The organism is Sporosarcina sp. resist (genome assembly GCF_014302295.1).
Lineage (GTDB): Bacteria > Bacillota > Bacilli > Bacillales_A > Planococcaceae > Sporosarcina > Sporosarcina psychrophila.
Map to the genome: position 1 here is coordinate 3,783,611 of NZ_CP060287.1, position 21,669 is coordinate 3,805,279.

Genomic DNA, 21,669 nt, shown 5'->3' on the forward strand with positions numbered 1-21,669 from the left:
CCCATATACTCTCTTTTCTATAAGATTTTAAGCTAACAAGTTATACTTCTTACTTTTCTGCAGCTTCCATATACGTCCATTTGTAGCTATAGTCGCCACCGAATGGATGTGTAGCAAGACCTTTTACAGCAGGGTTCATAAGAACCATTCTTCCGCGTTGATACTGAGGTACAAGACCTGCATCATCTTCAAGAAGAATTTTTTCAGCTTTTGCAAATGCTTCAAAACGAGCTACTGGATCAGTTGCAATTGTAGTTTTTGTAGATTCAATAAGCTTGTCATACTCTGGGTTAGAGTAATTCATTTTGTTTTGTGGACTTCCCGTTACGAACAATTCCATGAACGAGATTGGATCCTGGAAGTCAGGGCCCCATCCTGCTGATTGAACATCATAATCACTTGTATCATCAAGTTCAAGACGAACAGCAAAAGGAACTTCTTTCAGTTTGATTGTCAAACCTGGAAGGTTTCTTTCAAATTCCGATTTGAACCATTCTTGTTGTTTTTTAGCGTTTTCAGTGTCGCCACCGAGAATTTCAATTTCCACTTTGTCTGTTCCAAGTGCTGCCAGACCTTTTTTCCAATATTCTTGTGCTTCTTCAACGTTATATGCAGAGAATTCACCGCTGTAATCACGGAAATCTTTTCCATCCGCATCAAAAGTAAAGTCATCTGCAACTAGGAAGTTAGCAGCAATAGAACCATTAGCAAGTATTGCATCTGCTAACTCTTCTTTGTTGAAGGCTCTTGCGAATGCTTTACGAATGTCAGCATTTGCAAGTGGTGTAGCTTTACCGTTACGTTCTTGATTCAGTTTAAAGTAGAATACAGATGTTTCAAGCTCATTGATGATATTTGGATCATCAGCAAATTGCATTGCATATTCAGCAGAAAGTAGTACACGGTCTTTCTTGCCTTGTTCATATAATTTTACACCTGTTGCAGTTTCTTTAACGACGTCAACAATGATTTCTTCAAGTTTTACAGTATCAGCATCCCAATACTTGTCATTTTTAACATATTTCCAGTTACCAGTACCATCCCAATCAGCTAATGAGAATGGACCGTTATAGATCATTGCTTCAGAGTTAGTTGCATATTTATCACCCTGAGCAGTTACGAATTCTTCGTTAAGTGGGTAGAATGTACCGAAAGACATAAGTGATAGGAAGTAAGCAACTGGACGTTCAAGTTCAACGATAAGTGTTTTATCGTCTTCTGCTTTAATTCCAAGATCTGCAATTTCTGCAGTTCCTTCACCGATTTCAGTTGCGTTTTTAATCATGCCTGCCATCAAATATGGTCCGTAAGGTGAACCAGTATCCGGATCGACTGCGCGCTGCCAAGCATATACAAAGTCATGCGCAGTTACAGGTGTTCCATCAGACCATTGTGCATCACGGATTTTGAATGTGTATGTCAATCCATCTTCACTGATTTCAGGTTCTCCATCTGCCATAGCAGGTACTGGAAGACTGTCTTGGTCAAGACGGTAAAGTCCTTCCATAATGTTGTTCAGTACGTTGAAACCTACAGCATCTTCTGAAATTGATGAGTCAATAGAAGGAATCTCTGCTGTTTCAATCAGATTCAGAACTTGCGCCACTTCTTCATTAGCTGGTTCTTCTGTAGTTCCTTTGTCCTCTTCTTTGTCTTTTACCGGTTCAGTAGTGCCTGCTTCTTCTTTGTCGCCGCACGCTGCTAAGAACACGCTAAGTACAAGCATGATACTAATTAGCCACATAAATTTGTGGTTTTTCAAATCGATGACCTCCTCAAAATTGTCTGAAAACTAGGTACATTTATATTATACAATGATTCTCACAGTTGTACATACCTTTTTGAAATTTTCTAGTGTAATAGAACAGCGTTATATAGACAAAGCCTGCATTGACAACGCTTACAACGATAAATTAATTCATATTTTTTATTGATATACTTCTGTTATATTGATTTTTCCTTACCAATACTTTACTATTACTTTGGAACGGGGTGGAAATATGAAGAAAATAGTTAGGAATATTCTGATTGCACATGTAATAATTATTCTGCTTATTCTACTCTATTTTAAAGAGCTCACTTTACTCTCTTATATAAACGCATCTTTCATCGTTGGAGGCGTACTAACATTTCTTGGTCTGGTCTCTTTCGTTTTTTCAACCGGATTTTTCGATGTATTTACCGTTAGCATGAGAAAAGTAGTTACACCTAAACGTCGGATGGATGATGTTATGGCGATGCGGAAGCCTTCAGAAGTTTTTTCAGGAAACGTAAGTCCAATGCTCGGAAGCGGTACACTCATTCTTATTATGATGGGAATCGCGCTCCTTATTTTTTATATTTAAGGAGCAAGCCTATTGCATTTTCCCAGTGTAAGATTTATAATTATTAGAAACATTTAGAGCGAATGGCAATGACGGAAAAAAGTATTTCAGTATCAGTCTTTCAGAGAGCCTGTGGGTGGTGCAAACAGGTAGACTGAACCGAAAGAATGGGATCCCGAGCTTGATAAGCGAACCTTTTGAGCTAATTCAAAGTATATGGACTTTTTGAATTAGCCCTAAAGAAGCTCGTCACGTCCCCCGCGTTATGGGAATCAGAGTGGCCTTCGGGCAATTCGGGTGGTACCACGGTTGATCAAACATCAGTCGTCCCTTTTTTTACGGGGACGGCTGATGTTTTTTTTGCGCCTACAGCATGTAGGTGTGCAACCATTGCCGGGGTCAGCAGGATGCTGATCATGTAGTCGTTGCGACAGGACGTTGCGTTCTTAGACTACCTTCCGTTATCGGCGTACTTTGGTTGCCTTCCATAGTGGCGAACTTAAGCCGCCTTCCATCGGAGCTTTTTCATCATATTAGGTAGCCTTAACAATTTATTTTATCCATCAAACAGGAGGAGTTTTTCAAAATGAAAACCATTTTTTCAGGCGTACAGCCGACAGGAACAGTAACACTTGGCAACTACATCGGTGCCTTCCGTCAATTTACAGAGTTACAAAATGACTATCAATGCCTATTTTGTATTGTCGATCAGCATGCTATCACAGTTCAGCAGGATCCAGTGGAATTGGCAAAAACAATCCGTTCTCTTGCTGCAATCTATATTGCAAGTGGAATCGATCCAGAGAAAGCGGTATTGTTTATCCAATCAGAAGTCCCTGCACACGCGCAAGCAGGCTGGATGATGCAATGTATTGCTTATATCGGTGAACTTGAGCGTATGACGCAGTTCAAAGATAAATCAGATGGGAAAGAGGGCGTTTCTTCGGCGCTTCTGACATATCCACCACTTATGGCTGCTGACATCCTTCTATATAACACTAATATCGTCCCGGTTGGCGATGACCAAAAGCAGCATCTTGAATTGACGCGTGATCTAGCAGAGCGGTTCAATAAAAGGTTCGGCGGTATCTTGACGATTCCAGAAGTCAGAATTCCAAAGAATGGTGCACGCATTAAGTCACTCCAAGATCCGTTAAAGAAAATGAGTAAATCTGATCCTAATAAAAAAGGGACTATCTCGCTACTTGATACACCCAAAGAAATCGAGAAAAAGATTAAAAGCGCAGTAACAGATTCTGAAGGCATCGTGAAATACGACGTTGAAAATAAACCAGGTGTATCGAATCTATTGACAATTGAATCAGCGTTAAGTGATGTTTCAATTGAAGATCTTGTTGTGAAATATGATGGACTTGGATATGGCGCATTTAAAGCTGGCGTAGCCGAAGCCGTCATCAACCATCTATCACCTATCCAAGAGAGATACTACGAACTTTTGGATTCGCCTGTCCTAGATGAAATTTTGGATGAAGGCGCAGTGAAAGCAAATGCGATTGCAGCTGTCACTCTCGGGAAGATGGAAGTCGCGATGGGACTCGGACGTAGACGGTAAGAATAATCATGATTGTTGCTACGACGAATAACGCAAAATCTGCCGTATGTATTATAAAATAAATGATTTGATACCAGTCGTAACCGAATGATCTGTAATTAAAATAAAATATTATTTGTGAAACAGTAACAACAATTAGCCCATAACTAATTAGAAATAAAAATATGCGTGTCATTAGCATCGTCCTTTTGATTTTCTTTGATTATATGACAGCATGGCCCCCTTTTAGACGAAGGGGGCCATTTAATTTGAAAAGATAGTACTTTGAATGTGTCGGGGTGGGTTGGCGCATTGCGGAACTCTGAGGACAAACTTCGGTACTGTGAGGGCTAATTACCAAACTGTCAGGGCAATCCCCGAAACTGTGAGCGCATCGCAAAACTCTGAGTACAAACTTCCGCACTGTGAGGGCAAATCATCAAACTGTCAGGGCAATCCAAGAAACTGGGATGGCATCGCGAAAATCTGAGGGCAAACTTCCATACTGTAAGGACAAATCGCCAAACTGTCAGGGCAAGCCAAGAAACTGGGAGCGCATCACTAAACTCTGAGGGCAAACTTCCATACTGTAAGGGCTAATCGCCAAACTATCAGGGCAAGCCGCGATTCTTTCTGAACAAGCCCAAAACTACATAAACAAAAAGACGCCCCAGTAAACTGGAACGTCCTGCCAAATTAAACTTATACTTTTTTGAATACGAGTGATGCGTTATGTCCGCCGAAACCGAGTGAGTTGCTCATAGCGTACGTAATGTCCGCTTTGCGCGCACCTTCAGTTACATAGTCGAGATCACACTCAGGATCTGGATTCACAAAATTCATTGTCGGTGGCAGGATTCCTTCTTGCAATGCCTTCACCGTGAAGATTGCTTCCAATCCGCCTGCTGCGCCGAGCAAATGGCCTGTCATTGATTTTGTTGAGCTCATCGTGAGTTTATAAGCGTGGTCGCCGAAAACTGTTTTCGCTGCCATTGTTTCAAATTGGTCGTTATATGGCGTGCTCGTTCCGTGAGCATTAATATAATCGATTTTATCTGGACTGATACCACTTTGCTCAATCGCCTGTTGCATCGCGCGTGCGCCACCTTCGCCCCCAGGAGCTGGAGCCGTAATATGGTGCGCATCACCTGTTGCACCATAGCCGGTTAGTTCAGCGTAAATTTTCGCACCGCGTGCAATTGCATGCTCGTACTCTTCAAGGATTAAGATACCAGCTCCTTCTCCAATTACAAAACCGTCACGTTCTTTATCAAATGGACGTGATGCGGTTGCAGGGTCCGGGTTTAACGACAATGCTGTATTCGCACAAAAACCAGCAACTGCCATTGTTGTGATTGGCGCTTCTGCTCCGCCAGTAATCATAACGTCAGCATCACCGCGGCGAATAACTTCAAATGCATCTCCTATCGAGTTCGTGCCTGATGCACAAGCTGTTACGGTACAAGAGTTAATGCCTTTTGCTCCGTGATAAATCGATACTTGGCCCGCTGCCATATCGGGAATCATCATTGGAACGAAAAACGGGCTAACGCGTCTATAGCCTTTCTCTTGGAACGTTAGAAACTGTTGCTCATGCGTTTCCATACCACCGATGCCTGAACCAATCCAGACACCCGTGCGAAGAGCTAAATCTCCTTCAAGCTCAAGATTTGCATCTTTCATTGCCATAATCGATGCCGCAAGTGCGTAATGCGTGAATCGATCCATTTTACGCGCGTCTTTCCGAGAGATATATTGTTCTATATCAAAATCTTTCACTTCTGCTGCCACTTTTACAGGAAACTTATCACTGTCAAGTCTTGTTAGTGGTCCGATTCCAGATTTCCCTTCCAAGACCGCTTTCCAAGACTCCTCCGCTGAATTCCCGACTGGAGAAATTGCCCCTATGCCTGTTACTACTACACGTTTTATTCCCATATGTGAAAACTTCCCTTCTATTCTATAAAGACTGACGCTTCTTGTCACTTTTCATACACCACTAAACATGTGTACTGTTTTATTTTCCCCACTTAATGCATATTGCGCCCCAAGTGAGACCTCCGCCGAATCCAACCATGACAATAACGTCATCATCTTTCACTCTGCCTTCAGCTAGATCATCGACAAGCGAAATTGGAATGGACGCGGCAGATGTATTGCCGTATTTATGGATTGTCTTGGACATTTTTTCTACTGGTAAACCTAGTCGTTCACGAGAAGATTCCATAATTCGTATATTCGCTTGGTGCGGAATAAGGAAATCGACGTCTTCCTTCATTAGACCCGCTTTTCTAATAACGCTTTCTGCGGATTCGCCCATTTGACGGACTGCGAATTTGAATACTTCACGGCCATTCATAACAAGTTTTTCATCCTGATAAAGGTGTTTGCCACCGCTACCGTCTGCACCGAGTTCGAATGACAGGATTCCTCGTCCTTCACTTACTTTTCCTATAATAGCTGCACCCGCTCCATCTCCGAAAAGAATGGCGGTATTGCGGTCTTCCCAATTGGTAATTTTAGATAACTTTTCAACTCCGACAACAAGTACATAATCATATGTGCCCGATTCGACGAACTGTTTCGCCGTTACGACGCCATACATGAACCCTGCACAAGCCGCTGAAATGTCCATAGCCGCCGCATTGGTTGCGCCGAGCTGTTGTTGAAGCATTGTCGACACTGAAGGAAAAGGACGATCAGGTGTGACTGTAGCTACAAGAATAAGTCCGATCTCTTCTGGTTTGATCCCTGCGTTGTTGATCGCTTCCACTGCAGCGTTGTATGCCATATGAGACGTATCCGTTGAATCGTCTGCGATGCGTCTTTCTTCGATGCCTGTCATTGTACGAATCCATTCATCCGATGTATCCAAACGCTTTTCTAGGTCCGCGTTCGTCAAAACGTGTGATGGTACGTATTTACCCATGCCGATAAATCCAGCAGTCATTCCGCATCCCCCGTTCTTTATCATCTATTATTAGTACCTGCTCTTAATCATAAAAGAAACGGGCTCACTTTTCAACCTGTTGACACTTTTTCGCCAAATAAAGTTCCGTTTGCATGGAAATTAGTTTCTCCAATGTAACCACTGTGATATGATTAAATATGAAATAGTAATGTAGAGGTGAATTCAATGAAATACGTAATGACATTTTTCTGGTCTTTCTGTTTAATCACTATGTTGAACTATGTTTCTGGAGCAATTGCTAACTTGCCATTTGACTTCATGCCAGGCGTATATGTTTCGCTTGTCGTTTCTGTAATCGTTATCTTACTGGCTGAATCTTTCCCAGAAGGCGAAATTGCAGATCATTAATCAACAAAAAACCATCTCCCTCGCTGGGGATGGTTTTTATATTGGATACTACATATGTTGATTAACCAAAAACAACCAGTAAATAACTGAATTAAACACTAGGCGCTTAGTGTACAGGATGTTTGGATTGCTTTGAATTGAATGACCTCTATACGATTACCGAGATGTCTTGATGTGTAGGGATGCGACTTTGACGCACCCCTACACATTTTTTCGGTAATCGTATGGTGCTTATTCATCCGTCGCGCTCCAAATTCCTAAGTACACAAAGTACTAAAATTTTTCGGGACGAAAGAATAACGGGGCTTCTTATCTAGATAATAGCCGCCAAAGATACAATTTTGTCGGCTGAAGCCTTCTCCATAGTCTTGTCTTTTTTAGTTAAGAAAGAGTCACTTTCTTATAGTCCATCGCATGATAAGATGCATACCCTTTACTAAAGGTAAACAAGGAACACCTTGTACAAAGTACAAAAGTGCCCGAAATTGTATCTTCAGGCACTTACAACATGTATAAAAAGTCATCTATTCTTTTATTCTAAAGCAGCTGTATTTTTCACTTGACCGTTGTAGGAACGCGATAGGAAACGATTCGCAACAGGGTTACTGAAAAGGGTGTGGCTAGGAATGACGAAGTCGTTTCTAGCCACAGTTGCCCCTCGGTAAGGTTGTCGTGAATAATTCTCTGAAAGCGGATCGGAAATGATCCAGTGAAAATGGCGTTTTTTAAGCCTTTCTTACCTGCTCTTCATGTAAGAAAATGGTTAATCAATAGACGTGATTGGATACTATAGAAAAAGCCGCAGGAAGTTCAAACTTCCTGCGGCTTTTTCTGTTTTAATCTGTTTGAATAACTAATTTCCCGTCTTCCATAGCTAGAACGAGTTTATCATTTAGTTTAAGATCACCTTTAATAATTTCTTTTGCAACCATCGTTTCAACATGTCGTTGGATAAAGCGTTTCAATGGACGAGCTCCGAAATCGGCATCTGTTCCTTCATTGACAATCCAATCGAGCACATCTTCACTATATTCCATAATGATTTCCTGTCCACGTAATCGTTTAACTAGGTCTTCAATCATTTTCCGTGCAATCTTGCGGAATGAATCACCTGTCAGTGAATGGAAAATAATGATGTCATCCATTCGATTTAATAACTCTGGTTTGAAATGATTTTTTAATTCGGCCATAACTAGATCTTCTGCTGCATGGTTTTCTGTATCGTCTAGCCCATGAAGCAAGTAGGCAGAGCCGATATTCGAAGTCATAATGACGACAGTATTGGTAAAGTTGACGAGTCTGCCTTGGCTATCGGTGATTCGGCCGTCATCTAATACTTGCAATAAGATGTTTGCGACATCCGGATGTGCTTTCTCGATTTCATCTAACAGCACCACTGAATACGGATTGCGTCGTACTGCTTCCGTCAATTGACCACCTTCTTCGTAACCGATGTAGCCTGGAGGTGCGCCAACAAGCCGTGATATACTATGCTTCTCCATATATTCCGACATGTCGATGCGGATGAAATGATCTTCCGAATCAAACAATGTCGCAGCGAGCGTTTTCGCCAGCTCTGTCTTCCCGACCCCAGTTGGTCCCAAAAATAGGAATGAACCAATTGGTTTATCTGGATCTTTAATGCCCGCACGTGCGCGCCAAACCGCTTCCGTCACAAGTTGTACAGCATCATCCTGCCCAATTACACGTTCTTCAAGTGTTTCACGCAGACGAAGTAGCTTTTCACGTTCACCTTCAACAAGTTTCGTTACCGGAATACCCGTCCAACGCGCGACAATTGTGGCAATTTCTTCTTCCGTCACTTCTTCACGGAGCAGTCGATTTTCCTGTCCCTCTACAAGCGCGGCTTCAAGTTCATGCAACTCCTCCTCTAGATTCGGGATTTTTCCATAAGTGAGTTCTGCAGCTTTATTCAAATCAAACCGATTTTCAGCTTCTTCTAGTTCACGTCGGAAACGGTCTAGCTTTTCTCGCTTATCCTGGATTCCACGCAATGTTTCTTTTTCAGAATCCCATTGCTCCCGCATGCCTGCAGACGATTCTTTCAGCTCTGTCAGTTCATCACGAAGTACTTCAAGACGATTTTTACTGACCGCATCCTTTTCTTTGCGTAACGCTTGCTCTTCAATTTCAAGCTGCATAATCCGGCGTGTCACCGCATCCAATTCGGATGGCATTGAGTCGATTTCAGTCCGTATCATCGCGCTCGCTTCATCTATTAAGTCAATTGCTTTATCCGGCAAGAAACGCTCTGTCAAATAGCGGTCTGATAATGTTGCCGCCGCAACAATTGCACGGTCATGGATGCGCACACCATGGTGAAGTTCATAGCGTTCTTTCAATCCCCGTAAAATCGACACTGTATCCTCGACGGACGGTTCACGCACGAGTACTTGCTGGAAACGGCGTTCAAGCGCAGGATCTTTTTCGATATATAACCGGTACTCGTCAAGTGTCGTTGCTCCGATACAGTATAATTCACCGCGTGCTAGCATTGGTTTCAGCATATTGCCAGCGTCCATTGCGCCTTCTGTTTTCCCCGCGCCGACAATTGTATGGATTTCATCAATGAATAGAATGATCTCCCCAGCACTATCTTTCACCTGTTTCAGTACGCCTTTTAAACGCTCTTCAAATTCACCACGGTATTTTGCACCCGCGATAAGTGAACTCATATCAAGTTCAAAAATTTGGCGATCTTTCAATCCTTCTGGCACATCGCCCTTCACAATTCGTTGCGCAAGTCCTTCAACGATTGCCGTCTTACCGACACCCGGTTCCCCAATTAAAACAGGATTATTTTTAGTCTTTCTTGATAAAATCCGAATGACGTTACGTATTTCCTCATCTCGACCAATAACGGGATCCATTTTCCCTTTTTTAACTTCTTCAACGAGATTTCGTCCAAATTGTTCAAGAGGTGTACGCTGGTCTTCTTGCTGTCCGTCCATTCGCATATACATCCGCCTTTCTATAAGTCAACGTCTGACTTTGACTATCTTTGATTAATTAAATTATAAGATGAATTTGATTGAAAGTAAAGCGATTTGCACGGCGATTAAAGATAACAAAAGACCCCTACAAAGAAACATCTTAGGGTTTGTCATTAGCTGTACAAATTACGAGTGGCTACCACTACGCCGTCTTCGTCCGCATATACAAAGTGATTGGGATTCCACTCTACATCTCCGAAAAGCAGTTTACTGTCCTGTTCCCCTTTTCCCTCTTTTGTACTCTTCAACGGATGACTGCCTAGTGCCAGCACACCAATATTTTGTTCGATTAATTCTGCTGTATCGCGAACACATCCGTAGATAATAACCCCTGCGAGTTTACGGGTTTCAGCGATAACACCTAAATTGCCGCCCATTAACGCACATCTTTTTGAACCTCCGCCATCGACAACAAGAACACTACCTTCCGGAATAGTTTGCAGTGCTTCTTTCACAAGAACGTTATCCTCAAATACTTTCACAGTAGCAATTGGGCCAGAAAATCTTTTGCTTTTGCCATACGATTTAAATACCGTTGAACACACTTGCAATTCGTTTGAAAAATCATCACATACATCCGCAGTTTTTATCGACATTTGAACACTCTCCCTTATTGGAATTCTTTCTCATATCTATTACCATTCGACATTATTTCGATATTCCTTTTTAAGTGAGAAATATAATGTCTGTTGATGAACCACTTTTTCAGATGAAGCACCTGATAGAAAAGCATACAAGTCTGCATTTGCACGTGTACACTTCTGGCTTGCTTTGGACGAAATAATCACAATACTATTACCGCGGGTTCAATCTGGTTGGAAATGACTTCGTCACTTCCAGCCACATTTTTTTCGGTCATCCTGTTGCGACTATCTGTCTGTCGCATACCTACAATGATCAAGTGAAAAATGCAACTACTCTTGAAGATGAAAGAATAACTACCTTTCTAGAGAGGTTGCAAGTGCCCGAAGATGAAATTTCGGGCACTTAACTACTTTTAATAAAGCCTTCTTTGCGACAAGTAACAGTGTGACACTAGATAGAAAGTAACCCTGCCTTAAATTTGAAAAGGAAATATTACAAAGAAGGAGTAAGCAGCCAAAATTGTATCTTTGGCTGCTCCTTTATTGGATAGCAAAGTGGCTATTCATTCATTCCCAAAAGCTTTGGCACTTGGTGTACCGGTATTTTTGGAGAGCTACGGACGAACGGACACCATACGATTAACGAAAAAAAGAGTAGGGATGCGACATTGTCGCATCCCTACTCAGCAAGATATTCCGATAATTGTATAGTAATCGTTCAGTCCACAGCGATCCGAAAGTACCTGTACGTAAGGATAATCTGTTGTGAAGATTTACCCGTGAAACCAACAAAAAAACCGCGCGACTTATCTCTAAGTCACACGGCTTTACTATTTTCTATTATCTTACGCCTAACGCTATTTTTGCATAACGAGACATATTATCTCTTGACCATGGTGGACTCCAAATGATATTAACATCTACGTTTTTCACTTCTGGAAGTTCCATCAATTCTTGTGTAACGTTAGCAACGATTTGTGGTCCCATTGGACAACCCATCGATGTTAGTGTCATTGTCACTTTTGACGTGCCTTCTTCGTCCAGCTCTACATCATAAACTAGACCTAAGTTGACGATATCGACTCCAAGTTCCGGGTCAATTACGTTTTCAAGTGCCCCCATCATGCTATCTTTCATATCCTGGCTCATCTTCATCCCTCATTCCTTGTTTTTACTAGCTTCATCATAGCAGAGTTCGGCTGTTCATTTCAAATGGCAGGCAAGCCAATCAGCCGCCTGAAGCATTCCGGCTCTAGAAACGGCATGCCCCGAGGTAGCGCTTGAAACAAATTCAATTCGCTCCGGTTCAGTAGCATACTCCTTCTTGATGGCCTGATAGAAGTTGTGTGTCGGTTCGTATGGCACAACCGCATCCTGCTTACCATGCCAAAAGTAGACAGGTCTATTGTTCAATGCCGATGGATGTTTCGTTAAATCAAACGTAGATAATGTGGCGAGTAATTTTTTCTTTTCATCTTCAGTAACAGGCAATGTAAAACCGCGACGTTCGAACTCAGACATTTGTGCTTTCGCTAACTGGACAAAGCCTGGAGCTCCCATCATAACAGCGGCAGCATCGACCCAATCATAGACAGCAAGACAGCCGAGCGTCGTAATACCGCCCATCGATGTGCCTCCTAAACCAATTTTACCTGTAGTAAGAAGTCCGCGTTGCACTAGCTCTTCACGAATGACACTCACTTCTTCAATTGACGTCAAAACGATTTCCCAAAAACGTAGACTCAGTTGGACTTCATCAAGATTATCTTCCCGAGCACCGTGTAGATGCGCGTCAGGTAAGAGAACTCGGATGCCTTTCTTCGCCATATTATAGGCATAATGCAAATTATGTTCTTTAGCACTCATGAATCCATGAATAAAAATAACGACTGGAACTTGTTTGTCTTTAAGCTCATCCTCAACTATATGTAATAAGGGGATATCGCCCCATAACTCTTCAGTAACATTCATTGAAATCACACCTTTTCCTTTTCACTTGAGCGTACCAAAGTTTTTCTAAAAAAACAAAAGGCACGATTTCATGACTGGATTTTTTGACTTGATTCATATGTTAGCGATAGACTATTTATAGAAGGAGGCGTTTTTTTGAAGCCACATTTAATCGTCCTCGATCTTGATGGGACATTACTTACAGACGAAAAAGTAATTTCAGATAAAACCAAGCTAACACTGAAAAAAGCAGAAGAAAAAGGTCATCACATTATGATTGCGACCGGAAGGCCATACCGAGCAAGCGAAGTGTATTACCGTCAACTCGGGCTTAAAACACCGATTGTCAACTTCAACGGTGCGTTCGTTCACCATCCTGATAATCGTTCTTGGAAAACAATCCATGAAACGATCTCTCTTCCCGTGGTGAAAGATGTCATTGATGCTATGCAGCAATTTACATTCCATAATATTGTTGCAGAAGTGATGGATGATGTATACATGCACCATCACGATGAAAAACTGCTCGACATTTTTGGATTTGGTGAGCCTAAAATAACGCAGGGAGACATTCGTGAATTTTTGCAAGTCGATCCTACAAGTTTACTGATCCATGCACCTGACGATAAAGTTGATGCAATCAGACGCCATCTTGGTGATGTACACGCGGAAGTCATTGATCATCGTCAATGGGGAGCACCGTGGAAAGTCATTGAAATCGTTCGGCATGGCTTGAATAAGGCTGTCGGACTTTCACACGTCTCGAAGTGGATGGATATTCCAAAAGATCGAATTATTGCTTTTGGGGATGAAGACAACGACCTTGAAATGATAGACTATGCCGGGGTCGGAGTGGCAATGGGAAATGGAATTGACAGATTGAAATCAATTGCGAATGAAGTGACAGACACGAATAATGAGGATGGCATTGCACGAGTGCTCCGCGAAAGGTTACACTTGGAATAACTACAATTATCCAACGGAGGGGTCTATATGAAAATATTTGCGGACAGTGCCAGTGATTTACCAAAGTCTTTTTTCGAAGACAACGATGTAACGCTCTTCCCATTACGCGTCCTCATCGATGACAAAGAGTACGACGATATAATGACGATCGATTCAAAAGAAGTCTACCAAGCAATTCGCAACGGCAAGCAACCTAAAACATCACAAGTATCACCTGAACTGTTCCTTCGAAAGTGGAAGGAACTCGCATCATCAGGTGAAAGTGGGATTTACATCGCTTTTTCTTCAGAGTTATCCGGTACATTCGACACCGCAATCATGACCGGAGACCAAGCAAAAGAAACGAATCCAAAAATGAACCTTATTATTATCGATTCAAGATGCGCTTCGCTTGGTTACGGTCTTCTTGTAAAAGAAGCAGTTCGGCTACGCGATGCGGGAGAAGACGATGTTCGAACGATTGAGCGTAAAATCCGATACATGGCGGCACATATGGAGCACCTCTTCACCGTGCAAGACCTTGATTATATGGCACGCGGCGGTCGCGTATCTAAAACGAGTGCATTCATCGGCGGGCTGCTCAACATTAAGCCATTACTCCATGTCGAAAACGGCAAACTCGTTCCTATCGAAAAGCACCGTGGCCGCAAAAAAGTATTGCGCCGTATGGCTGATCTTATGGCGGAGCGCGGCGATAATTTAGCTGAACAGACAATTGCAATTTGCCATAGCGACGACGAAGGAATAGCACTCGAATTAAAAGCCATAATAGAAGAGTTATTTCATCCAAAAAATATCGAAATCCATATGATTGGATCTGTTATCGGTGCACATGTTGGTCCTGGTACAGTAGGCGTCTTTTTCCTGAATAAATTTAATCAGGAATTGATTTAAAGGAGGATTTGTTGATGAAAGTACTCATTGTCGGTGCAATCGCGGGTGGTTCCACTGTCGCCGCACAAATTAGACGCGCAGTTCCAGATTCTGAAATCATATTATTTGGACGTGATCCGGTACTTGGCTATGGGACATGCGGTATGCCATATGTCATCGGAGGATTAATCGAAGATAAATGGCAGCTAGTCGGCTCGTCTCCCGAAAAGTTCAGCGAGCTACGAGATATAACCGTCAAGTTAGGGCATGATGTACTGGCCATTAATCGGGAACAGAAAACGGTTGAAGTACGTAATATGGAAACAGATCATGTCTTTACAGAATCCTACGACAAACTTATTTTATCGCCCGGCGGAATCGCCCGTATACCTGACTTAAAAGGTCTCGGTGATTTGCCATTATTTACGCTGAAGAGCTTTGGGGATATGGAAGAAATCATCGACTATATAGAGCGTGAAAAACCGAAGTCGTGCGCTGTTATTGGAGGCGGATTCATCGGGATTGAACTTATTGAGAACTTCATCCATAGAGGATTACAAACGGCGCTTATTGATCGCAATGAACGCGTCATGACATTAATGGATCCTGAAATTTCACAAGTACTTGGCAAGGAAATGAAAGATAATAAGGTAGACTTTTACTTTGAAGATGCCATCGAACGCATTGAAGGCAAGCGCTTGATTATGAAAAATGGTGTGAACTTTGACGTTGACTTTATCGCGTCCAGTATAGGAATCGATCTTGATACGCAACTCGCGATTGAAGCTGATTTACATATCGGGCCGACGAAAGGGATCGTCGTCAACAGCTATATGCAGACAAATGATCCTGACATTTATGCAATTGGTGACGCGGCAGAATGCAAAGACTGGTTCACCGGTAAACCGAAAAACGTGAAACTCGCTTGGCCAGCGCATAGGCAATCATTCATCGTCGCACGCCATCTTGCCGGCAATCCAATCGAAATGAATGGGCTTCTCGGCACGACGATTACAAAATTGTTTGCGCTGACTGCAGCTATGACTGGCCATTCGGCGAAAAGTTTAACAGATGAAGGTATCAAGTTTGGCACGGCAGTCTATGAAGGCCGAACGAATGCAGGCTATTACCCTGACCATGGGCGTATTTTACTGCGTGTTCATTATGATGAACAATCCCGGCTCATCTTGGGTGCACAAGCGGTCGGTGACAAAGGAGTCGACAAACGAATTGACGTCATTGCAACTGCAATCATGGGCAAAATGACTGTCGATGACCTTGCAGCCCTTGAACTCGGCTACTCCCCACCCTATTCATCGCCGAAAGATCCCGTAAATATGATTGGTTATAAAGCGCGATAACAAGAAAAGCGTAAGGCGCCGTTTAGCCCCGAAAAGCGCTGGAAGGCTTGACGACAAAGGCGCTCTTTGCCTTTTCGGCAAGACTGAAGCTAGACATCAAAAAACACCAGATCGGCAACTTTGCCGATCTGGTGTTTTCTGTCTTACTTCGCCTTCGTTTCAGCTTTTCTATCTTTTCTGCCTTGACGTCCTTTTCTCCAAGCCATGAATAGGAATCCAAAGAACAGGACATAGATTAAAATTGATGCGATTAGATAAGGCGTATTGAATCCTTTGTCTTCATCAGCGATATAAATCTCTGCAACTTCACGTTCTAGTACGACGCGGTAAATTCCATCCTTACCTTCCCTTACCGAATCACCATCAAGTAGACCACGTAATTTTTTATTGTCCCCGATTACTTCTTTCGGAATTTCTACATTGGCTGTCTCAGTCGTATTATTAAGTGCAACAATCCATGTCTCTTTATCATTTGAAAGCTTATACACTGTAAATCCATTCTCATTGTGTAACATCTCAAAGTCACCGTTACGGAAAGCTTCTGATTGGTTGCGCAACTGGTTAAGGTCACCGATATGGTCAATTAACTCCTCATCGATCTTGAAATTCATGATCTGATGACTTTCAGGAGCAGATTCTCCATTTACCGCAATTTCGGTACCATAAGGCATAATCGGTACGCCTGGCATTGAAAATAGTGCCGTAATGGCTAGCTTCCACCGTGTCGGCGGGAACATTCTTGCTTCCACGATATCGTATGTAAAACGTGGTCCTGTTAATTCATCGAACTGGATTAATTCCTTTTCGGTTGCATTTGACACTATCGATAGCGGTGAAGAATCTACGTCATATTTAACGAATGAATTTCTCATTGCGTTCATTTTTTCGTTATTCGGAGCAGAATCGAAGTCAGCGTCACTTTCTTCATTCGTCAGTACATATGCTTTTGGTTTAACCGTTTTTACAGCTTGAATGATTTCATTCAAAAACGCCGTATCGATTTTATCAATCTTCGTTAAACGGATTCCATCCAACTTATACGTTTCCATGAAATCAACGATGGCTTCCTTCAATGCTTTTTGTGTTGCTGCATCCGAAGTATCCCAATCGATTGTTCCGTCAGCAATAGGAAGTGCTTTGACAGTTCCCTCTTTTGCCCAAACATGATTCGAACTCACTCCCGCAAGTGGGAAGTCAGCAATCACGGACATATCCTGCTTATGAATTGCTTTAATCATCTTGCTAAATTCTTCTGAAGTCCCAAAATGCGGGTCAAGTTTCGCATAATCAAGCACTTTACTTCCATCATACGTTTCCGTTTCAAAGACGGGTCCAAGTGAAATAAGCGTGAAGCCCATTCGGACAATATGCTCAAGTCTCGTAGCGACACCTGTGAAGTCTCCTCCACTGAATGCCGTCAAATCTTTCGTATTTACGTCAAAGTCGTTCTTGCCATCGGCGTTATTAAACCGGTCCACAAGCAAATCATATATACTTTCATCCTCTATTGTTCTTTCCGTTTCTGCAAACACCCCTGCTGGAGATAGGGTAGATACCAGTAATAGAAAAGTTGCAATAAGTCCAAACCATTTATTCGCTTTCACAAAATTGCCTCCTCAATACGAGCTGTCACTCGTCATTTTACCAAACGCCGCCACATGTCGCCATTGTTTACGCCAAAAACCTCATCCTTCCCAATGAAATAGGTCGATATTGTGAATAAGGAAAAGCGCAAGGTGCCGTTTAGCCCCGAAAAGCGCTGGCCGACTAAATTCGCCACGTCCTGTCGCAACGTCGGCACTAGTACGTCCTGTACGTCGAAAGGCTTGATGATAAAGGCGCCCTTTGCCTTTTCAACAAGACTGAATTTAAAGGAAGGCAGTCTAAAGTCGCGACGTCCTGTCGCACCGACTGCATGCCCCACTTCGTGTGGGACCAGGGGCTGGCACCTGAAGTCTAGACAGCAACCTAAATTGAATAAGCTTATACATTATTAACTTTTCACGTCTGTTTTATTAACCATTTACTTGCGTATAAAGCAGGTAAATGGTTAATATCCATTTTTACTGGGTCATTTGCGGTTCGCTTTCGGCGAAATAATCACGACACATTTTCCGAGAGGCATGTGTGGCTAGAAGTGACTCCGTCACTTCTAGCCACACTTTTTTCGGTCATTCTGTTGTGAATAGTTGCCTATCGCGTACCTTCAATGTTCAAGTGAAAAATGCAGTTATGTTTGAATGAAAAAAATAGATGACTTTTTATAGAGATTGTAAGTGCCCGTAGATGCAATTTCGGGCACTCTTGCACTTTGTACAATGCGTTCCTTGCTTACTTCTAGAAAATATTATGTATGTAATCATGTGATAGTTTGTAGAAAGTAACACTTCTTTACTAGTAAAAAAAAGAGAAAACCCTAAAGAAAGTTTCAACTAGGTAGATGCCCCTCTATTCTTTCGTACAAAAAAGCTTTTGCACTTTGTGTGAGGCCACTGAAAAAGTTCTTTTTATAGTAAGAAATAGTTGATTGTAGTGGAGAGCGGCGACTCCAGCGGGAACAGCGCGAGCTGAAGACCCCGCAGGAACGCAGTGACGAGGAGGCTGAAGCCGTGCCCGCGGAAAGCGTCCGCTCGGAACGGAAATCAACGGGATTGAAGGAAATTGGACTTTTTCAGTGGCCTCCTTTGTGTACTAATGCATTTGGAGCGCGACGGATGAATAAGCACCATACGATTACCGAAAAAATGTGTAGGGATGCGACGAAGTCGCATCCCTACACATCAAGACATCTCGGTAATCGTATAGAGGTCGTTCAATCCAAAGTAATCCAAATATACTGTACACGAAGCGCCTAGTGTTTGATTAAGTTATTTACTAGTTGTTTGGTTAATCAATAGACCTGTTATCAAAACGACAAAAAACACCCGCCAGCACAATCGCCAGCAGGTGTCTCATTCATCAAACAGTTCATCGTCATCAGTAGATGACCGCTTTTTCCGGGAAAACAGGATGACGGAAACAGCAAAGAACGCCATTAACATCAAAACAACGATAAGTAATATCGGTCCGATACTAGATTCCATCTTCATCCCCCGTTTGCATAAAACAGCACATTTTCAGTAATCGTTCCCGTAAGTATTATGCGAACCAGTTAATACCCATTGGTAATTTAAATCCTAGGAACATCGTCGCCAATACGAAGACGAAAAATAGGATCCATACTACTTTGACACTCTTATTCTTCGCAGAACGGACGAGCACCATTTCCATCATACCAATTGTCAGAAGACCCAATAAGAATTTGACGCCATACAACGCGCCATCAAGTGATGAATATTCAAAGAATAGCGCCGCGCCTGTAATTACAATCAGCACGTAGAATAGACGTGCAATCATATGAAGAATCTTTCTGCCTTTTGACTCTGTGTCCATACTTGCAGCAACGAGGAATAAGATAATTCCAACAACCCATGTGAAAATATGAAGATGTGTAGCGTTTGTTAATACGTCCAAATTAGTCACCTCATTTAATTAGTAATACTAAATAATCGTATCACAATTGACTAATTCGCAAAAGGGAAACTGCTCAAACAAACTTATTTACGAGAGTTCCGATGCTTTCAATGGACACTTTTACAGTATCGCCTTGTTTTAAAAATGTCGGAGGTGTCATGCCTTTACCGACGCCAGCAGGTGTACCCGTCAAAATGACATCGCCTGGTTCAAGTGTCACATAACGTGATATTTCAGCAATCAGTTCATCGATTTTGAAAATCATCGACGCTGTATTGCCATTTTGTCTCACTTCATCGTTCACTTTTGTCACAACTGATAAATTATGTGGATTCGGTATTTCATTTTTCGTCACAATATAAGGTCCCATTGGACACGATCCATCGAGACTTTTTCCTAAGAAGAACTGGCCATGTGCCGCTTGCACGTCACGCGCCGTCACATCGTTTGCAATGGTGTAACCGAAAATATAATCATAGGCCAATTGTTTCGGGATATTACGTCCTCCCTTGCTAATGACAACCGCAAGTTCTCCTTCATAATCAAGGCTATCCGTCACATCGGCATGGACTGAAACGTCTTGTTCATCCGCTGCAATAGCGGTTGGTGATTTCGTGAAAATCATCAACTTTTCAGGTGGTGCATCTGCGCCCATTTCCGCCGCATGGTCAGCGTAGTTTTTGCCTACGCATAGGATATTTTTAGGCGTTCTCGGAATTGGCGAAAGCCATTCTATAGCAGTGAATGCATATTTGAATCGGTCCGAATTCTCATCCGACCGCGCCTGTTCAGCAAGTTTCCGTACTTTTTCAACGAAATCCAGACCAGATGCAATACCTTCCGTGATTGTTTGTGGAAAATCAGTATCCTCAAATGCTTCTGCAATCGCTAACATATCCCATACTGCATCTTCCTTCTTCACTTTAGGTCCAAATAACGTCCTGCCTTCGTAACGGAACGATAATAATTTCATCTGTCAGCCCATCCCTTCATTAGTAAAACCCTTATTCTGATTACTACGACAAAGGCCGATCCTTTTCCTCTTTATTCGGCAAATTCTTTCCGTATGTTCCTTTGCGCCACAACCACTCTAATGGACCCATGCGGAATTTCGACAGCCAAAGTTCAGCAAATAGAACTTGAATGATGAACACACCAACTGCAATACCCACTCCCGTTGCCAAGTCTACTTTGCCATACATGCCAAAACCGTAGGCATAAAAAATGAGTGTCGCCACAATCGATTGTGTAATATACGTCGTCAACGACATCCTACCTACTTTTGAAATAGGGCGGAATATCGCGCGGAAAAATGGTAGTTGATAGAGTAAGAGCAACAAACCTATATAACCAATTGCTAAAACAGGACCGCCGAATTGCTCTTGCAATACAAGTGCATCCATTGAAGGACCACTAGTATGTGGTATAGCTTTCATCCATATGCCCGCAGCAAGTGAAACAACAGTCACGACTGCGATGCCCACTTTCAATTCCGCGGCGCGCTCAATTACTTTCCATTTAGACAACCCTGCCCCAATCATAATGAGTGGCAATACGACGAAGATACCTAGTAACGAACTCGTCAATCCCAAAGTTAGCCATTCAGTAAAACGGAAGCTAAAGATTTCGCCATAACTACCGTAGGCATACGCTTCAAGCGAGCGTTCAATTTGATGAATATCTGCGTAGCCTTCCATTATTGCATTCGAATCCAATTTATTGAGAAAATAAGTGATTCCATAAATGATTCCCGAAGGCACAATATAGACGAAAGCAGCAATCGGTAACATCCACTTCTTCGGAATCCTAACACACGCAATCATCATAAAGCCCATTAACGCGTACGTAAACAAAATGTCACCCATCCAGATGAACAATACATGAAGTAAACCGAAGACGAGCAAAACGCCCATACGACGTGCCATGACTGGCGCAAATGACATCTTATTTGCCATTGATTTTTCATATTGCATATTTAAACCATAACCGAACAGCATGGCGAAAATCGGGTAAAAACTCGCTTCCACGAAGATATCAACCCATTTAAAGACCGCCATATCACTCGATGCACTAAACCATGAATACGGATCCATATACAAATACGGTGAATGGAATACGAGCATATTCGCGATGAATATCCCGAGTAATGCAAACCCGCGCAGCATATCGAGCGCCTCAATACGATTTCCAAGCGTTGTTGGTGTTAATTTCAA

At 42.4% G+C, this 21,669-nt stretch carries 18 protein-coding genes and 1 other annotated feature; of the genes, 6 read left to right on the top strand and 12 right to left on the bottom strand.

Annotation, left to right across the window (positions count from 1 at the left end; all coding sequences use genetic code 11):
- Positions 1–49 precede the first annotated feature (49 nt).
- Positions 50–1,762, bottom strand: a complete 1,713-nt coding sequence (locus H7992_RS18510) for a peptide ABC transporter substrate-binding protein (RefSeq protein WP_067211885.1) — start codon at positions 1,760–1,762, stop codon at positions 50–52.
- A gap of 238 nt (positions 1,763–2,000) precedes the next feature.
- On the opposite strand from H7992_RS18510, the gene H7992_RS18515 reads away from it, so the two are divergent.
- Positions 2,001–2,345, top strand: coding sequence for a DUF3899 domain-containing protein (locus tag H7992_RS18515; protein WP_067211888.1), 345 nt, complete (start codon positions 2,001–2,003; stop codon positions 2,343–2,345).
- A gap of 59 nt (positions 2,346–2,404) precedes the next feature.
- Positions 2,405–2,659 (top strand) — a binding site (T-box leader).
- A 251-nt stretch (positions 2,660–2,910) separates the two neighbouring features.
- Entirely contained in the window at positions 2,911–3,897 is a 987-nt protein-coding gene (gene trpS / locus H7992_RS18520) for a tryptophan--tRNA ligase (RefSeq protein ID WP_187045527.1), read from the top strand.
- A gap of 681 nt (positions 3,898–4,578) precedes the next feature.
- Here trpS and fabF read toward each other — a convergent pair.
- A complete protein-coding gene (fabF, locus tag H7992_RS18525; protein ID WP_187045528.1) occupies positions 4,579–5,814 on the bottom strand; it encodes a beta-ketoacyl-ACP synthase II in 1,236 nt (411 codons plus the stop codon).
- Positions 5,815–5,893: 79 nt separating this feature from the next.
- Positions 5,894–6,826 carry a beta-ketoacyl-ACP synthase III gene (locus tag H7992_RS18530; RefSeq protein ID WP_067211895.1) on the bottom strand — a complete coding sequence of 311 codons (933 nt, stop codon included), beginning with the start codon at positions 6,824–6,826 and terminating at the stop codon, positions 5,894–5,896.
- A gap of 186 nt (positions 6,827–7,012) precedes the next feature.
- Here H7992_RS18530 and H7992_RS18535 point away from each other — a divergent pair, with 186 nt between their 5' ends.
- Complete coding sequence (locus H7992_RS18535; protein WP_067211898.1) at positions 7,013–7,195, top strand: DUF2929 family protein; 183 nt, start codon at positions 7,013–7,015, stop codon at positions 7,193–7,195.
- Positions 7,196–8,031: 836 nt separating this feature from the next.
- On the opposite strand, the gene H7992_RS18540 is transcribed toward H7992_RS18535, so the two are convergent.
- The 4 genes from H7992_RS18540 to H7992_RS18555 form a co-directional block, all read right to left on the bottom strand.
- The gene (locus tag H7992_RS18540) at positions 8,032–10,167 is read right to left on the bottom strand and encodes an ATP-dependent Clp protease ATP-binding subunit (RefSeq protein WP_187045529.1); all 2,136 of its coding nucleotides are present in this window, start codon (positions 10,165–10,167) and stop codon (positions 8,032–8,034) included.
- 155 nt (positions 10,168–10,322) lie between these two features.
- Positions 10,323–10,805, bottom strand: coding sequence for a ribonuclease E activity regulator RraA (rraA, locus tag H7992_RS18545; RefSeq protein WP_067211899.1), 483 nt, complete (start codon positions 10,803–10,805; stop codon positions 10,323–10,325).
- An 828-nt stretch (positions 10,806–11,633) separates the two neighbouring features.
- Positions 11,634–11,942 carry a metal-sulfur cluster assembly factor gene (locus tag H7992_RS18550; RefSeq protein WP_067211901.1) on the bottom strand — a complete coding sequence of 103 codons (309 nt, stop codon included), beginning with the start codon at positions 11,940–11,942 and terminating at the stop codon, positions 11,634–11,636.
- Between the two features lie 54 nt (positions 11,943–11,996).
- Complete coding sequence (locus tag H7992_RS18555; protein ID WP_187045530.1) at positions 11,997–12,764, bottom strand: prolyl oligopeptidase family serine peptidase; 768 nt, start codon at positions 12,762–12,764, stop codon at positions 11,997–11,999.
- A 135-nt stretch (positions 12,765–12,899) separates the two neighbouring features.
- Here H7992_RS18555 and H7992_RS18560 point away from each other — a divergent pair, with 135 nt between their 5' ends.
- Genes H7992_RS18560 through H7992_RS18570 form a run of 3 tightly spaced genes read left to right on the top strand, consistent with a single transcriptional unit; the run spans position 12,900 to position 15,943 of the window.
- Entirely contained in the window at positions 12,900–13,709 is an 810-nt protein-coding gene (locus H7992_RS18560; RefSeq protein WP_187045531.1) for a Cof-type HAD-IIB family hydrolase, read from the top strand.
- A gap of 27 nt (positions 13,710–13,736) precedes the next feature.
- Positions 13,737–14,603: a DegV family protein gene (locus H7992_RS18565; RefSeq protein WP_187045532.1), complete on the top strand. Its 867-nt coding sequence runs from the start codon at positions 13,737–13,739 to the stop codon at positions 14,601–14,603.
- A 14-nt stretch (positions 14,604–14,617) separates the two neighbouring features.
- Positions 14,618–15,943 carry a CoA-disulfide reductase gene (locus H7992_RS18570; RefSeq protein WP_370569905.1) on the top strand — a complete coding sequence of 442 codons (1,326 nt, stop codon included), beginning with the start codon at positions 14,618–14,620 and terminating at the stop codon, positions 15,941–15,943.
- Positions 15,944–16,086: 143 nt separating this feature from the next.
- On the opposite strand, the gene H7992_RS18575 is transcribed toward H7992_RS18570, so the two are convergent.
- The 5 genes from H7992_RS18575 to H7992_RS18590 all read right to left on the bottom strand — a co-directional run bounded on the left by H7992_RS18575 (position 16,087) and on the right by H7992_RS18590 (position 21,669).
- Entirely contained in the window at positions 16,087–17,547 is a 1,461-nt protein-coding gene (locus H7992_RS18575) for an alpha-amylase family glycosyl hydrolase (RefSeq protein ID WP_067211913.1), read from the bottom strand.
- Positions 17,548–18,894: 1,347 nt separating this feature from the next.
- Complete coding sequence (locus H7992_RS24850) at positions 18,895–19,026, bottom strand: hypothetical protein (RefSeq protein ID WP_255428477.1); 132 nt, start codon at positions 19,024–19,026, stop codon at positions 18,895–18,897.
- Positions 19,027–19,081: 55 nt separating this feature from the next.
- A complete protein-coding gene (locus tag H7992_RS18580) occupies positions 19,082–19,456 on the bottom strand; it encodes a YisL family protein (RefSeq protein ID WP_187045534.1) in 375 nt (124 codons plus the stop codon).
- Positions 19,457–19,529: 73 nt separating this feature from the next.
- A complete protein-coding gene (locus H7992_RS18585; RefSeq protein ID WP_067211921.1) occupies positions 19,530–20,429 on the bottom strand; it encodes a fumarylacetoacetate hydrolase family protein in 900 nt (299 codons plus the stop codon).
- Between the two features lie 43 nt (positions 20,430–20,472).
- Entirely contained in the window at positions 20,473–21,669 is a 1,197-nt protein-coding gene (locus H7992_RS18590; protein ID WP_255428479.1) for a DUF418 domain-containing protein, read from the bottom strand.